The sequence below is a fragment of the Leeuwenhoekiella sp. ZYFB001 genome (assembly GCF_011784865.1).
GTDB lineage: Bacteria > Bacteroidota > Bacteroidia > Flavobacteriales > Flavobacteriaceae > Leeuwenhoekiella > Leeuwenhoekiella palythoae.
This window is the reverse complement of record NZ_CP050460.1, coordinates 3,026,669-3,043,551: the sequence shown is the minus strand read 5'-3', so window position 1 is coordinate 3,043,551 and position 16,883 is coordinate 3,026,669. Positions and strand designations below refer to the sequence as shown.

The following is a 16,883-nucleotide window of genomic DNA, read 5'->3' as shown; positions in this document are numbered from 1 at the left end:
ATCTGTGCACTCCTATTTAGTATCTTTACCTTATGAATGAGCATTTAGATCCCACCGGAGAAGGATTTTCTCACGAAGAATACGATATAGAGCGTGCCTTGAGACCGCTTAGTTTTGATGACTTTACGGGTCAAGAACAAGTTATTGAAAATCTTGAAGTGTTTGTGCAGGCTGCTAATGGTAGAGGAGAAGCACTAGATCATACCTTATTTCACGGGCCTCCGGGATTAGGAAAAACCACTTTGGCTAATATTCTTGCCAATGAATTGGGGGTGAATATCAAGGTTACTTCCGGGCCGGTTTTAGATAAGCCGGGCGATTTAGCCGGATTATTGACCAACCTTGAAGAACGCGATGTTTTATTCATAGATGAAATACACCGCTTAAGTCCGATTGTTGAAGAGTATTTATATTCCGCAATGGAAGACTTCAAGATCGATATTATGATCGAAAGCGGACCCAATGCGCGTACGGTCCAAATCACTTTAAATCCATTTACGCTCATTGGCGCAACCACACGTTCCGGGTTGTTGACAGCTCCTATGCGAGCGCGTTTTGGCATCTCTTCAAGATTACAATATTACAACACCGAATTACTGACTACCATCGTTCAGCGTAGTGCCGAAATTTTAAGAGTACCGATTGATATGGAAGCTGCAATTGAGATTGCAGGTAGAAGTAGAGGTACGCCGCGTATAGCAAATGCTTTACTGAGAAGGGTTCGGGATTTTGCTCAAATAAAAGGAAATGGAACTATAGATATCGAGATCGCCCGTTTTGGCTTAAAGGCACTTAATGTAGATGCGCACGGTTTGGATGAAATGGATAATAAAATCCTGGCTACCATCATTGATAAATTTAAAGGTGGGCCGGTTGGGATCACAACCCTTGCAACCGCAGTTTCTGAAAGTGCAGAGACAATTGAAGAGGTGTATGAGCCTTTTTTAATTCAGCAAGGTTTTATTGTAAGAACACCACGCGGTAGAGAAGTTACTGAAGCGGCCTATACGCATTTGAATAGGGTTAAAGGTCCTATTCAAGGAGGATTGTTTTAATACCGGAAGTTATGGCTAAGCCTTTTCCTAAAGTTTCCATGGTTCAGTTTTTAAGATCGGCTTTGTCGATTTTAAAAAATCCATTGCCTTTTCATAAACGGAATTTTGAGGCCAAAGGCGATACGTTTCAGTTGAAGATCGGTTTTTCCAGAAGCGTTCTTTTTTCAAGGGATGCCCGTTTTGCGCAGCACGCGCTTCAGAAAAATCAAAAAAACTATCAGAAGTCTCCTATTCAAACGAAAGATCTTGCAAAATATGTGGGTCGTGGATTATTAACTGCAAATGGAGAGCATTGGGCAAAACAGCGCAAACTCATTCAGCCGGCATTTCATAAAAAAACGATACACGGTTTACTTCATAAAGTAGATGAAGTTATTCAGAAGGAACTTAGTAAAATAGAGCCGGAGAAAACCTTTGATATTTTTCCGGTATTTAATGATCTGGCGTTTAACACGGTTGTGCAGGCGTTATTTAGTAATGTGATTGATCAGCAAGATATTAACAGATTGCAAAATATTACAGAACGCAATCAGCGTATGATGGTCAAAGAATTGAGACAGCCGTATTTAAATTGGTGGTTTCACCTTTCAGGAGCCTTAAAAAAAGCACTAAATGAGTCCCTAGAAGCACGGCAAATTCTAAGTAAGCTTATCGATGCGCGTATTGCGAGCGAAACCCGTCACGATGATTTACTTGATATGCTGCTCTATGCACGGTATGAAGATGACACGCCTATGAGTCGGGAGCAACTTATTGATGAGATTTTAATACTTTTCATTGCGGGGCACGAGACTACTTCAAATGCCTTGACTTTTACGGCGGCTCTTTTAGCCCGAGATCCTAAAATTCAGGAAAAGCTTTGTGCCGAAGCACTCCAAGCTCAACAAGAATCTGATCTCTTAGATAAAATCAAAAAGTTGACCTATACCAATCAAGTGATCAACGAATCTATGCGGTTGTATCCGCCGGCGTATTTTATTGATCGTATAAGTATTGATAACGATCAATTTGAAGAATTTGAGATTGAAGCAGGGACCAATATTTTATTTTCCATTTTTGAAATTCACAGGCACACCGATTTTTGGGAGCAGCCTGACACATTTAATCCGAATCGTTTTGCTGACGATAGCTTAAAATATTCTCCATATTACTATCCATTAGGGGCTGGGTCACGTATGTGTATCGGTAATAATTTCGCGATGTATGAGATGGTTTTGACGGTAAGTCAGTTAATGTGCAAGTTCAAGATTCAAGAGGAAGCATCTCCAATCGCTATTAATCCGTTGATCACATTAAAACCCAAAGACGTCTTGCTCACCTTTATTCCTAGAGACCGTGAATAACACCAAAGCTAAACATACCGCTTGGATCAAAGCTAAAGCTAAGGAGTTGGGCTTTATGAGTTGTGGTGTTTCTAAGGCTGGCTTTCTTGAGCAAGAAGCTCCACGTCTTGAAGATTGGTTGAATAAAAATCGAAATGGTGAAATGCACTATATGGAAAACCATTTTGATAAGCGTCTAGACCCCACGTTGCTAGTTCCCGGAGCTAAAAGTGTAGTTTCGTTATTATTGAATTATTATCCTGAAGAAACCCAGCGAGAAGATGCGTATAAGATTTCTAAGTATGCTTACGGAACGGATTATCACTTTGTGATCAAAGATAAGCTGAAGGAATTCCTTGAAGCCATCAGAGCGCATATAGGAGAAGTAGATGGTAGAGCTTTTGTCGATTCGGCTCCTGTATTGGATAAAGCCTGGGCGGCAAAAAGTGGTTTGGGATGGGTAGGGAAAAACAGTAACCTATTAACCAAACAAGTGGGTTCGTTCTTTTTTATTGCTGAATTGATCATTGATCTCGAGCTAGAATACGACACTCCGGTTACTGATCATTGCGGTTCTTGTACGGCTTGTATTGATGCGTGTCCTACACAAGCGATTGTAGATCCTTATGTGGTTGATGGAAGTAAATGTATCAGCTATTTTACGATCGAATTAAAAAATGAAATACCTGATTATGCTAAAGGTAAGATGGACGACTGGATGTTTGGGTGTGATGTATGTCAGGATGTATGCCCGTGGAACCGGTTTTCAAAACCCCATAATGAACCCTTATTTAATCCCAAACCGGAGTTGCTTCAGTATTCTAAAAAGGAATGGAAAGAACTTACCCAGGAGGTTTTTTCAGAAATTTTTAAAAAGTCACCGGTAAAGCGTACAAAGTTTAGCGGCTTAAAGCGGAATATTGATTTCTTAGAGAACATCAAAGATCCTGAGTAAGATTTATTTTCTACACTGCTTACTATGTTATTTTTGCATTTTATATCGTAATATTATTAATTGCTAATCGAAAACGTTTGAAATTTGTGCTATTATGAATAAAGTGTTGAGTACCCTAAAAAAGCCTAATCTTTCTTTTTGGCAAATATGGAATATGAACGTTGGGTTTTTTGGTATTCAATTCAGTTTTGGACTGCAACAAACTGCTATAAATCCCATATTTTCCTTTTTGGGAGCAGATCACGCAGATTTGCCGCTGCTAAATCTTGCGGGTCCTGTTACCGGTTTATTAATTCAGCCTATTATTGGGGCGATCTCAGACAAAACCTGGTTGCCTAAATGGGGTGGTCGCAGAAAGCCGTTTTTTCTCATAGGGGCTATCTTGGGAAGCTTATGTTTGTTTGCCTTTCCGTATAGTCCAGAGTTGTGGTTTGCTGTTGGTTTATTATGGATTCTTGATGTTGGGAATAACACCGCGATGGAGCCTTATCGGGCTTTTGTAGGAGATAAGCTTAATGATGACCAGTTAACCTTTGGGTATCAAATGCAGAGCCTTTTTGTGGGTGCCGGGATCACCATTGCTAACTTCTCGCTTTTTCTGTTTCAGGATTGGTTTGGCTCGTCTGCAGAGCAAAGTGCTGCATTGTGCTCTACGGCGACAGAGACGGTCTCTAATATTCCTACTTGGGTGTATTACTCCTTTTTTCTTGGCGCAATAGCTTCGGTGTTAACGATTAGCTGGTCGGTTTGGAAAACTCCTGAAATTCCTCCGTCAGATGAAGCTTTAGCAGCTTTAAAAAAGGAAAAAAGAGATTCAACCTTTTTACAGCGTATTCAAGAACCTTTTGCTGAGATCATCGGGGCTATTGGTAATATGCCTTCGATGCTAAAAAAACTAGCTGCCGTTTATTTCTTTCAGTGGTATGCGCTATTTGTGTACTGGCAATTTGTAACGCCCATGCTACGCAATAGTATTTATGGCTTGACCAATGAAGATAATCAGCGTTTCGAAGCAATTATGGAAGCTTGTAAGTCGGGCGGAACCGTAGGGACAGGAGACACTGCTTTCGCTCAAAATTTTCAGATGGTCTCAGAGCAAGCCTTAGCACAGACCGGTTTAATGAACGGAACCTACAATTTTGTGACGATGATCGTGGCGCTGGCTCTAGTTCCTTTTGCTAAAAAATACGGTTCTCGTAATGTTTATGTATTGAGTTTAGTCTTTACCGGAATTGCCTTATTAAGTATGCCGTTCATCACAAATGAATATGCACTTCTTATCCCAATGGTCCTTTTTGGTATTGGTTGGGCTGCAATGATGGGTATTCCTTATGCGATGGTTTCTAAAGTGATTCCTGAAGAAAAACGAGGTGTTTATATGGGAATTGTAAATATGATGATCGTGATTCCTATGCTGATACAAACGGTTACGTTTGGCCCTATAATTAAAAATCTACTTGGGGATAATGCGGTAAACGCGATCCTTTTTGGTGGTGTGTTTTTTATCATTGCGGCGCTTTTAGCACTGCGTCTCAAAAAGAGCTATTCGTCTGATGAGATCAAATTGCGCTAAGCGTTAAAATTTTGATACTGTCAAAATTGCGGCAAGGAAACCTTGATATTTCTTAGGGTGATTCAATAATAGGCTTACTTTTGTACTACTAGCAAACACTTAAATTATGAGTAAAGAAAGTAAGCGCCGTGAGGCTTTAGTATACCATGCCAAACCAAAGCCAGGTAAAATTGCGGTTGTACCTACTAAAAAATATTCTTCACAAAGAGATTTGTCGTTAGCCTATTCTCCCGGGGTTGCAGAGCCTTGTCTGGAGATCGAAAAGGACAAAGAGAACGCATATAAATATACAGCCAAAGGAAATCTAGTTGCTGTGATTTCTAACGGAACAGCCGTTTTAGGTTTGGGCGATATTGGTCCTGAAGCTTCAAAACCGGTGATGGAAGGGAAAGGCCTCCTGTTTAAAATTTTTGCAGGAATTGACGTTTTTGATATAGAAGTTGATACTAAAGATGTAGATGCTTTTATTGAAACCGTAAAGAATATTGCGCCAACCTTTGGTGGAATTAACTTAGAAGATATCAAAGCTCCTGAGGCTTTTGAAATCGAGCGTCGTTTAAAAGAAGAGCTTGATATTCCGGTAATGCATGATGATCAGCACGGTACCGCCATCATTTCTGCGGCAGCATTATTAAATGCGGTCGAACTTACTAATAGAAAGATGGAAGACATTCGCATTGTGGTAAGTGGTGCGGGTGCTGCAGCGGTTTCTTGTACGCGTCTTTATAAAGCATTTGGAGCAAAAGCAGAAAATATCGTGATGCTTGACAGTAAAGGGGTGATACGTAGCGATCGCGCAAACCTTACGGTGGAAAAAGCTGAGTTTGCATCTGATCGTAAAATTGATACACTTTCAGAAGCAATGGTAGATGCAGATGTATTTATCGGGTTATCCATTGCAGATATTGTTTCGCCGGAAATGCTTCAATCTATGGCGCCTAATGCGATCGTATTTGCCATGGCAAATCCAAATCCGGAGATCGACTATAACCTTGCGATGGACACCCGCGACGATATCATAATGGCAACAGGAAGATCTGACCATCCTAATCAAGTGAATAATGTACTTGGTTTCCCATTTATTTTTAGAGGTGCGCTAGATGTGCGTGCCACAAAGATCAATGAAGAAATGAAAATGGCTGCGGTAAAAGCCTTAGCCGAACTCGCTAAAGAATCGGTGCCTGAACAGGTGAATATAGCCTACGGCGAAACCCGACTGAATTTTGGTAGCGATTATATTATCCCAAAACCTTTTGATCCAAGATTGATCGCAAAGGTTCCGCCGGCGGTTGCAAAAGCCGCGATGGATAGTGGCGTAGCGCGTGAACCTATTACGGATTGGGTGAAATATGAAGACGAACTGCACGAGCGTATGGGCTCAGATAATAAAATTGTACGTCTTATACTCAACCGTGCGAAAACAGAGCCTAAGCGTATTGTATATGCTGAAGCAGATCAACTAGATGTTCTAAAAGCAGCACAAATCATTCACGATGAAGGTATTGGTGTGCCGGTATTGTTAGGAAATCGCGAGACCATTATTGAGCTTATGGAAGAGCTTGATTTTGATGCAGATGTGCAAATCATAGATCCTAAAACTCCTGAAGAAAAACCGAAGCTCAACGAGTATGCACAAATTTACTGGCAAGAGCGCAAGCGCAAAGGGGTTACACTCTATGATGCGCAGCGTTTATTGAGACAGCGTAATTATTATGCATCTATGATGGTGAAGCAGGGAGATGTTGATGCGATGATCACAGGATATAGCAGCAGTTATCCTTCGGCGGTAAAACCGGTTCTTGAAGTAATTGGTTCGGCGCCTAATGTTCAGAAAGTAGCAGCAGCCAACTTGATGAACACCAGTCGGGGACCTTTATTCTTAGCAGATACTTCCATCAATATTGAGCCCACCGCAAAAGAATTGGCAAAAATCGCATTGATGACGGCGCGTACGGTGCGTCTCTTCGGGATGGAGCCGGTAATTGCAATGATCTCGTATTCTAACTTTGGATCTTCAAAAAATCCGCAGGCAGATAAGGTGCGCGAAGCGGTATCCTATTTACATAAATATTACCCTGATCTTGCAGTTGATGGTGAGGTGCAAGCAGATTTTGCTCTTAATGCTGAAATGTTGAAGAGTAAATTTCCATTCTCAAAACTAGCAGGAAAAAAGGTGAACACCTTTGTATTCTCCAATATCGATTCAGCCAACATTATGTACAAAATGGTTAAAGAATTGAACAATGCTGATAATATTGGGCCTATTATGATGGGGATGAACAAACCGGTTCACGTATTGCAACTGGGAGCAAGTGTAGATGAGATCGTAAATATGTCTGCTGTTGCAGTAATTGATGCGCAGCAGAAAGGAAAAAAGCTTCAGGAAGAATTATTAGGAGAAGCAAATAATGCATAAAACCAAGATAGAACAGGCTTTAGGTGTGTTGATTAATTTTAATACATTTGAAGCCTTAACCTTTTATTAGCAGATGATTACTTTTTTAAGAGGCAAGTTGGTCGAAAAAAACCATACTGATGTCGTTATAGAATGTAACGGTATTGGCTACTTTGTAAATATTTCGCTACATACATTTTCGTTGTTGCCAGACGGGGAGAGCATTATGCTTTATACCTATCTGCACATCAAAGAAGATGCACATACACTTTATGGTTTTGCTCATAAATCTGAACGTGAGATCTTTAAATTGTTGATTTCTGTGAGTGGAGTGGGCACGAGCATTGCGCGCACGATGCTTTCTTCTCTTGAACCTAGTCAAGTGAAACAGGCGATCGCGACCGGTGATGTTAAAACCATTCAAGGGGTAAAAGGTATTGGGGCTAAAACTGCACAGCGCGTCATTTTAGATCTAAAAGATAAAATTCTTAAAGTTTATGATATTAATGAAGTTTCTCCTATAGCAGACAATACCAATAAAGAAGAAGCGTTATCAGCTTTAGAGACCTTAGGTTTCGCGCGCAAGCAGGCTGAGAAAGTTTGTACGGCGATCGTTCGTGATGAGCCGCAAGCTTCGGTAGAGACGATCATTAAATTAGCACTAAAAAAACTGTAATAGACATTGGGTACAAAACTACGCTGGTTTTCCTTACAAATGCTATTTATCTCTGGGACACTTTTGTGTTCTATGCCCGTATTTGCACAGGAAGAAGAGCAAGATTCTACCCAAATAGGAGTGAGTTTAGGCAAACTGAGCCTTAAAAACCCTAACTCTATTGTTGCCAAATATACCTACGATCCACTTACAGACAAGTATATTTATACCGAGACTTTAGGGCAATACAACATAAATTACCCGCGTATTCTTACACCAGATGAATTTAAAGAGCTGGTGAAAAAAGAGCGCATGAAAACCTATTTTCAGCAGAAAATAGCAGCGGTTGATGGCCGTACCGAAGAAGGAAAAGAAAGTCAAAACGGCTTACTGCCTATTTACTATGTAGAATCTGACTTTTTTGAATCTATTTTCGGTGGAAATACCATAGAATTCACTCCGCAAGGTTCGGTGGAAATGGACATTGGTGGATTGTTTACAAAACAAGATAATCCTAGTTTTTCTCCGCGTAACCGAAGCAATTTCAGTTTTGATTTTGACCAGCGTATCAGCTTAAGCTTGCTGGGTAAAGTAGGTTCACGACTGCAGGTGAATGCGGTTTATGATACCGAGTCGACCTTCAATTTTCAAAATCAGATCAAATTAGAATACACGCCTAATGAGGATGATATTGTTCAGAAGATTGAAGTAGGTAATGTAAGTATGCCGCTCAATAGTGCGCTTATTCAAGGTTCGCAAAGTTTATTTGGGGTAAAAACACAGCTTCAGTTTGGAAAAACAACCATTACCGGCGTGTTCTCTGAGCAGCAATCCCAAACCAATCAAGTAGTTGCTCAAGGCGATGGGACAATTCAGGATTTTGATATTTATGCGCTAGAATATGACGAGAACCGGCATTATTTCCTAGCGCAGTATTTTAGAGATAATTATGATAGAGCATTAGCAAATTATCCTTTTATCAATTCTAATGTGCAAATCACGCGTATTGAGATTTGGGTTACAAACCGTACGCAGCGATTTGAAAACACTCGAAACATTGTTGCAATTCAGGATATTGGGGAGTCAGACCCTGTTAAAATAGGTTTGCCTACAATTCCGGGAGGCTTTGTTAATCTTCCGGCAGGAGCATATCCACGCAACAGTAGTAATGATTTTAATCCGTTTGGTATCGACGGTACCGGCCAGTCTGTGCTTACTTCTGCTATTCGTGATGTGGCTACTGTACAACAGGGATTTGGCGGAGTGCAAGTTGCTGACGGATCTGACTATGTTTCTTTAGAAAATGCGCGTCAACTCACCGCTGCAGAATATACGCTAAACACCCAATTAGGATATATCTCCTTAAATCAACGACTCAATAACGACGAGGTTCTGGCGGTAGCCTTTCAATATACGGTAAATGGAGAAGTGTATCAGGTAGGGGAGTTTGCTAATGATGGCGTTGACGCTACCAGTGGCGCCTATGCAGATACAGATGGTGATGGAGTGCCTGATATTGTAGATGTAGATCCTGATGGTGATGGCGTTAACAATAACGGTCAGGATACTGACGGTGACCAGATTGCCGATGCTGCTGATGCTGATCAGACTAACGGTAGCGATATCAATAACGACGGAATTTTAGACAGTTTTATAACACCCGGCCAGGGAGGGACTTCTCAGGCGTTAGTGGTGAAATTGCTTAAGAGTAATATCACAGATGTTGAAGAACCCATCTGGGATCTGATGATGAAAAACATCTATGGACTCGGGGTAGGGCAGTTAGAAGCGGATGGCTTTAGGATGAATATCGTTTACAACGCTCCGTCTCCTATCAACTACATAACTCCTGCCGAAGGTGGCCCGGCGCTACCTGACGATGTTGCTAACACGCCCTTACTTAATGTTTTTAACCTTGACCGACTCACGCAGTACGGTGACCCGCAAGTGGGAGGTGATGGTTTCTTTGATTTTCAAGAAGGAATCACGGTTAACGTGCAAAACGGAAGCATCATTTTTACTTCGGTTGAACCTTTTGGAGAATACCTGTTTGATAAACTGCGCACGACGGCAGGTGAGAATTATGAGAATTCAGATACGTATAATGCCAATCAGCGTAAATATGTATACACTTCATTATACGAGTCTACCAAAACCATTGCGCAAGACAATGCTGATAAAAACCTGTTTCAACTGCAAGGAACTTTTAAATCCACACAAGAAGAAGGGATTCCTATAGGTGCGTTTAATATTCCACAAGGTTCGGTTACAGTAACTGCCGGAGGTCGCGTGCTTCAGGAAGGTTTAGATTATTCGGTAGATTATGCAAGAGGCCGCGTGATCATTTTAGATCAGGCGCTTAAGGGATCTGGTGTTCCTATTCAGGTTTCTACCGAAAACAACGCTTTATTTGGTCAGCAGACTAAGCGTTTTACAGGGTTAAATGTCGAGCATCAGTTTAATGAGAATTTTATGATTGGGGGTACATTGCTTAATCTTAATGAGCGTCCCTTAACACAAAAAGCAACGTACAGCTTTGAGCCCATCAACAATACAATCTTTGGTTTTAATGTGAATTATTCTACCGAAGTTCCCTTTTTAACCCGACTTGTAAACAAGCTTCCTAATATTGATACCGATGTGCCTTCTAATATTTCGGTTAGAGGCGAGGTTGCTTATTTGATTCCGGGGCAACCCAAAGCCACTGAATTTGGTGGGGAAGCAGCTTCGTATATCGATGATTTTGAAGGAACACAAACCTCGCTTGACATCAGTTCGCCGTTGCAATGGTTTTTATCGTCTGCGCCTATAGATTTTGGAGGCGAACTTTCTAATGGAGACTTGAGGACGGGCTATAAACGCGCAAAGTTGGCGTGGTACACTATAGATCCTATATTTTACACCAGTCAGCGTCCTGATGGAATAACAGACGCCGATGTTTCAACTTATGCGACGCGACGCGTTTTTAGAGATGAGATTTTTCCGGAACAAGATATTATTGCAGGAACCACTCAGGCATTATTTACGCTAGACCTCGCGTTTTACCCGGGAGAACGCGGACCGTATAATTACAGTCTGGATGCTCAGGATGGAATTTTAGAAAATCCGGTGGAGAATTTTGGAGGCATTATGCGTCAATTTGCTTCAACAGATTTTGAGCAGCAAAACGTGGAGTTTATTGAGTTTTGGGTAATGGATCCATTCATTTATGCTGAAAATGCAACCAATACCGGTGGACGTTTGACTATAGATCTAGGAAATATTTCTGAAGATGTCCTGAAGGATGGCCGAAAACAATACGAAAATGGTTTGCCACAAGACGGCTCTGCGAGCAATACAGTTGCGACTTCTTGGGGTAAAGTGCCCACCAATCAAGCGCTGATCTATGCTTTTGATACCGAAGGTGAGCAGCGCACCAATCAAGATGTAGGGTATGACGGTCTGAGCGATGATCAAGAAGCGGTTAATTTTCCGGAGTTTGCCGGCTTGGAAGATCCTTCGGCAGATAACTATCAATATTTTGTTGCGGCAAATGGTTCGGTTTTAAACCGATATAAGAATTATAACGGCCTGGAAGGAAACTCGCCGGTTGATGTTTCTCAAACCGATAGAGGTTCAACCACGGTTCCTGATGTAGAAGATTTCAATAGAGATTTTTCTATGAATACCGTTGATAGTTACTATGAATATCAAATGGAAATCACGCCGCAAAGTCTTGATATTTCAAACGAATTTATAGTTGATCAGCGGGATATTGAAGTGACGCTTCAAAATGGAAATACGATGCCGGTGACCTGGTATCAATTTAAAATACCTATCAGTGAGCCTACGGGTAGCAAAGGTGGTATTAACGATTTTAGATCTATTCGCTTTATGCGTATGTATATGAGCGGGTGGGAAGATCCTACGGTGCTGCGTTTTGGTGCGTTTGACTTGGTGCGTGGAGATTATCGTCGCTACTTATATACGCTTGATCCTGACGAATCAGACCCTTCAACTGAGAATACACGTTTTGAAGTTACTTCGGTAAATATTGAAGAAAACAACAATCGTAACCCTATTCCTTATGTGTTGCCTCCCGGTGTTTACAGGGAAGAGCTGATCAATAACAATAACAATATTAGACAGAATGAGCAGTCGCTGTCTTTAACGGTTTGCGATCTAGAAACGCAAGATAGTAGAGCGGTATATAAAAATTTCAGGCTAGACATGCGTCAGTATGAAAACCTAGAAATGTTTATACACTTAGAGTCTCTGATCAATGAAGTGGCTATTCAAGAAAATGAAATGGTCGCGATCATTCGTATGGGGACCGACTTAACTTCTAATTTTTATCAGATTGAATTGCCGCTGACTCCAACTGCTTTTGGAACGACAAGTCCTGATCTGATTTGGCCGGAAGCTAATCAGCTCAAAGTGCCTTTGGATGTTCTGCAAACGGTAAAAGCGACCTTCTTTAATGGTAGTTATAATACACTCTTAGATGAGATTACCTATTTTGATGAGGAAGGAAATCCTATCGCTGACCCTGCGGGAACGCCTTATGAAACCGGAAAAGTTCGTGTAGGTATTCAAGGGAATCCAAGTTTTGGAGATGTCCGCGTGTTGATGCTGGGGCTTAAAAATGGAAATGATGAAGGTCGCTCAACAGTATGCGCCGAAGCTTGGTTTAATGAATTGCGTTTGTCTGGTTTACAAAACGAAGGCGGCTGGGCCGGGATCGTGAATATGGATGCTAATCTCGCAGACTTTGCTACGTTTTCAGGAACAGCAAGACAATCTACTACCGGTTTTGGTAGTATTGATGCAGGGCCAAATCAGCGTGCTCGTGAGGATGTGAAGTCGTATGATGTGGTTACCAATGTGAATTTAGGGCAACTATTGCCGCAAAAGTGGGGTATTAAAGTGCCTTTTAATTACGCCAAAGGCGTTGAGACTATCACGCCACAATACGACCCGTTATATACCGATTTAGAATTAGATGATAGGTTGGCTTCTGCGTCTTCAGAAGCAGAACGTGAACGTATTAAAGAAATCGCAATTGAGCGCACCAAGCGAGAGAGCATCAACTTTATTGGTGTACGTAAAGAGCGCACAGGAGATAAAAAACCCATGCCGTGGGATATTGAGAATTTTACATTTGCTTACAGTCACAATCAGGAAGAACACAAAGATTTTGAGATTGAGCAATCGGTAAATAAAAACGTGCGCGCGGGAGCGACATATACAATGGCGTTTCAGCCAAAAACAGTGGAGCCTTTTAAGAAGAACGATTCTCTATTTGCCAACAAATATTGGAAGCTTTTAAAAGACTTCAACTTTAATTATTTGCCGGCTAGCGTTAATATCTCTTCTAATATTACGAGACAATTTAGTCAGCAGCGCTTCAGAGATATTCTTGCGACAGAAGGCTCTATTCCTATCCCAGAATATTTACAGCGCAATTATCAGTTTGACCGCAACTTTACGATCAACTTTCCGGTTACGAAATCCTTGCGCATCAACCTCGATCAATACCAGAATCGCGTAGTGCGTAATTATTTGAATCCGGATAGTTCTATAGATGAAAACGCCGGAGGTGTTTATTCGCAATTTTTTGATGTAGGAACACCTGATCGTCATAATCAGACGATGCAGCTTAATTATGACTTGCCGGTAAATAAACTTCCGTTTTTAGATTTTGTAAAATCTACCTATTCCTACAGTGCAGATTTTCAGTGGACACGAGGTTCTTATCAATTACAAACCTTAGAGGGAATACCTGATCTTGGGAATTCGGTTCAAAATGCAAATACCCACGCATTGCAGACCACCTTAGATATGAAAACGCTTTATGATGCGATCGGCTTGTCTAAAAAATCTGCAAGCCCTTCTTCTAGATCAGACCGTAGTCGGGCTGTTCCTACCTTAGGAACACCAACACAGCCTAAGCAACAGCAAGAAGAGAATACGCTGAGCGCCGGCGAAAAGGCTACCAATACATTGATAGGTATAGCAACCGGTATAAAGCGTATTCAAGTTAATTATGAGCAAAATAATGGGACCTATCTTCCAGGGTATTTGCCTGGAGTAGGCTTTTTAGGTACGGTGCGACCTACAACTGCTTTTGTATTCGGAAGTCAGGCAGAGGTTAGAGATTATGCTGCGAGACAAGGTTGGCTTACCTTATACCAAGAATATAATGAGCAGTATAGCGAAGTTGAAAACCGAAATCTAGACATTCAGGCACAGACGAGTTTTCTTGAAGATCTTACGATCGATATTAATATGAATCGTATTTATCAGGAAACCTATAATGAAAACTATAGAGTAAACCCGACGACTTTAGAGTACAATAGCCTTACCGGAAACACATTAGGAAATTACAGTATTTCTACTTTAATGATTGGTACAGCGTTTAACTCGAGTTCGCTAGAATCATCGGCTAATTTTAATCGTTTCCGAAGCAATCGCCTTGTGATCGCTGAGCGTCTTGCAGAGGACTTTTATGGGAATGACCAGTATCCAAGAGATGAAAATGGCTATCCTGTAGGCTTTGGTCGCACGAGTCAGCGTGTATTGTTGCCCGCATTTTTATCAGCATATACGCCAGGGAATGCTTCAAATGTTTCTTTAGGAGCGTTTAGAAGTTTTCCGTTGCCCAACTGGAATTTAAAATACACTGGGTTGATGAAGTTAGATTGGTTTAAAAAACGGTTTAAGCGTTTTTCTATCAATCACGGGTATCAAGCGGGTTATACGATCAATCAATTCCGTACAAATTTGAATTATGATCGGGATTTGAATAATGATCCTAGCGATGCGCAAACCAATCAGGCGGGAGACTTTTTGAACCCCACGTTGTATTCAAATATCAACTTAACTGAATTATTTTCACCCTTGGTGCGACTGGATTTTGAGATGAATAATTCGGTAAAGATTTTAGCCGAATTGAGAAAAGATCGTACCCTGTCATTGAGTTTTGATAATAACTTGCTCACCGAAATTCACGGAAACGAATACATAATAGGGCTGGGATATCGACTAAAAGATATTAGATTTGCCACCAGAATTGCAGGACGACAAACCGTTTTAAAAAGTGATTTAAATTTTAGGGCAGACCTGTCGTTGCGGCAAAATGAGACCATTGTGCGTTATTTAGATCTTGAAAATAGTCAGATAACGGCCGGTCAGGATATTTATGGTTTGACATTTAAGGCAGATTACGCCTTGAGTAAAAACCTAACCGCGATCTTTTATTATGATCACGCGTTTGCCACGTATGCGATTTCAACCGCGTACCCGCAAACCACAATACGTTCAGGAATAACATTAAGATATAATTTCGGAAATTAATTAACACTAACTATGAGTTTACCAGCTGATTTAAAATATACAAAAGACCACGAGTGGGTGCGTATAGAAGGAGATGTTGCAACCGTGGGCATTACTGATTTTGCTCAGGGAGAATTAGGTGATATCGTTTATGTAGAAGTAGAAACCGAAGGGGAGACCCTAGATCGCGAAGAGGTTTTTGGTACGGTTGAAGCCGTAAAGACAGTTTCAGATTTATTTTTGCCGCTTACCGGTGAGATCATTGAATTCAATGCAGATCTTGAGTCTGAGCCCGAAGCAGTAAACGAAGACCCATACGGTAAAGGGTGGATGATAAAAATTAAATTTAGCGATGAGAGCGAATTAGAAACGCTTTTAGATGCATCAGCCTACCAAGAAATTATAGGTGGTTAACCTTTTAAAAATTGCGGTTTACATCTATACGGCATTTATCGCATTTGTTTGTTTAATGCCCATGCCGCACATAAGTGATGCGCCAAAAGATAGCGACAAGATCGTTCATCTCTTGGCGTATACTTTTTTTGTAGGCCTGTGGTTTTTGTTTTTTTATTGTTTGAAGCAAAAAAAAGACAATTTTTTGCCTGCTTTGATAAAATCTTGCATACTTGCTTTTATTTATGGTATAATTATTGAGATTTTACAGGGTGAGTTAACAACCTCTAGGTCAGCAGATTTTAATGATGTGTTAGCAAATAGTATTGGGATTGTAATAGGAATACTGCTTGTATTCCTTGCAAAAACTCAATTTATTAAGCTAAAATCAAAACTTTAATTTCGAGTTGATACTATTTTTAATTAAATTAGCAATCCTTAATAACTAAAGATTCACATGGAACCTAAGAAAAATCCTAAAGCAGATCTAAGTAAAAGAAGTGTACTCTTCTTTCAGTTAGGTCTTATTCTGATACTCGGGCTGAGTTATTTGGCTATCGAGTGGAAGACGTATGAGAAAGAGGCCATTGATATCGGACAATTACAGATGGACGATATGCTTGAAGAAGATGTGCCTATTACAGAGTTAAACACGCCACCTCCACCACCGCCACCTCCACCACCACCACCGGCTCCCGAGCAAATCGAAGTTGTTGAGGATGATGTTGAAATCGAAGAAACTGTAATAGAATCTACTGAAACAAGTCAAGAAGAAGAGATTGTTGAGGTTGAAGAAGTTTCTTTTGAGGAAGAAGAGGTTATCGAAGATGTACCGTTTGCAGTAATCGAGAACGTACCGGTTTATCCTGGTTGCGAAGGAGAGAAAGGCAACGATGCAAAGAAAAAATGTATGTCTGAGAAGATTAGCCAGTTTGTAAACCGAAAGTTTAATACTGAATTAGGTAGTGAGCTAGGTTTATCTGGAATCAATCGTATCTATGTACGTTTTAAAATCGATCAAAAAGGAAACATCGTTGATATAGGATCACGTGGGCCACACCCTCGTCTAGAGCAGGAAGCTGCACGTGTGATTAAACTATTGCCACAAATGACTCCTGGTATGCAGCGAGGAAAGGCAGTAGGGGTATTATACTCACTACCAATTGTGTTCCAAGTTCAGGATTAATTCTTGAATACATAGAAAATTTAAAATCCCGTCCA

General features: G+C 40.8%; 10 protein-coding genes. All 10 read left to right on the top strand.

Annotated elements, in window-relative coordinates; genetic code table 11:
* Window positions 1-32 precede the first annotated feature (32 nt).
* On the top strand, window positions 33-1,055 hold the full coding sequence (ruvB, locus tag HCN54_RS13155) for a Holliday junction branch migration DNA helicase RuvB (protein WP_072983112.1): 1,023 nt from the start codon (window positions 33-35) through the stop codon (window positions 1,053-1,055).
* Window positions 1,056-1,066: 11 nt separating this feature from the next.
* Window positions 1,067-2,398 (top strand): cytochrome P450, encoded by a 1,332-nt coding sequence (locus HCN54_RS13150; protein ID WP_167598147.1) that lies wholly within the window; start codon window positions 1,067-1,069, stop codon window positions 2,396-2,398.
* A complete protein-coding gene (gene queG, locus HCN54_RS13145; RefSeq protein WP_167598146.1) occupies window positions 2,391-3,332 on the top strand; it encodes a tRNA epoxyqueuosine(34) reductase QueG in 942 nt (313 codons plus the stop codon). Before HCN54_RS13150 ends, queG begins: the two co-directional genes overlap by 8 nt.
* A gap of 94 nt (window positions 3,333-3,426) precedes the next feature.
* Window positions 3,427-4,905, top strand: coding sequence for an MFS transporter (locus HCN54_RS13140; protein ID WP_167598145.1), 1,479 nt, complete (start codon window positions 3,427-3,429; stop codon window positions 4,903-4,905).
* Window positions 4,906-5,011: 106 nt separating this feature from the next.
* Window positions 5,012-7,321: an NADP-dependent malic enzyme gene (locus tag HCN54_RS13135; protein ID WP_167598144.1), complete on the top strand. Its 2,310-nt coding sequence runs from the start codon at window positions 5,012-5,014 to the stop codon at window positions 7,319-7,321.
* A 73-nt stretch (window positions 7,322-7,394) separates the two neighbouring features.
* A complete protein-coding gene (ruvA, locus tag HCN54_RS13130) occupies window positions 7,395-7,976 on the top strand; it encodes a Holliday junction branch migration protein RuvA (RefSeq protein WP_072983120.1) in 582 nt (193 codons plus the stop codon).
* A 72-nt stretch (window positions 7,977-8,048) separates the two neighbouring features.
* Window positions 8,049-15,290 carry a cell surface protein SprA gene (gene sprA, locus HCN54_RS13125; protein ID WP_240924888.1) on the top strand — a complete coding sequence of 2,414 codons (7,242 nt, stop codon included), beginning with the start codon at window positions 8,049-8,051 and terminating at the stop codon, window positions 15,288-15,290.
* A gap of 12 nt (window positions 15,291-15,302) precedes the next feature.
* Window positions 15,303-15,683, top strand: coding sequence for a glycine cleavage system protein GcvH (gene gcvH, locus HCN54_RS13120; RefSeq protein WP_167598143.1), 381 nt, complete (start codon window positions 15,303-15,305; stop codon window positions 15,681-15,683).
* Window positions 15,676-16,062: a VanZ family protein gene (locus HCN54_RS13115; RefSeq protein ID WP_167598142.1), complete on the top strand. Its 387-nt coding sequence runs from the start codon at window positions 15,676-15,678 to the stop codon at window positions 16,060-16,062. The genes gcvH and HCN54_RS13115 overlap by 8 nt, the downstream gene beginning before the upstream one ends.
* Window positions 16,063-16,119: 57 nt before the next feature.
* A complete protein-coding gene (locus HCN54_RS13110) occupies window positions 16,120-16,848 on the top strand; it encodes an energy transducer TonB (RefSeq protein ID WP_072983124.1) in 729 nt (242 codons plus the stop codon).
* Window positions 16,849-16,883: the final 35 nt, after the last annotated feature.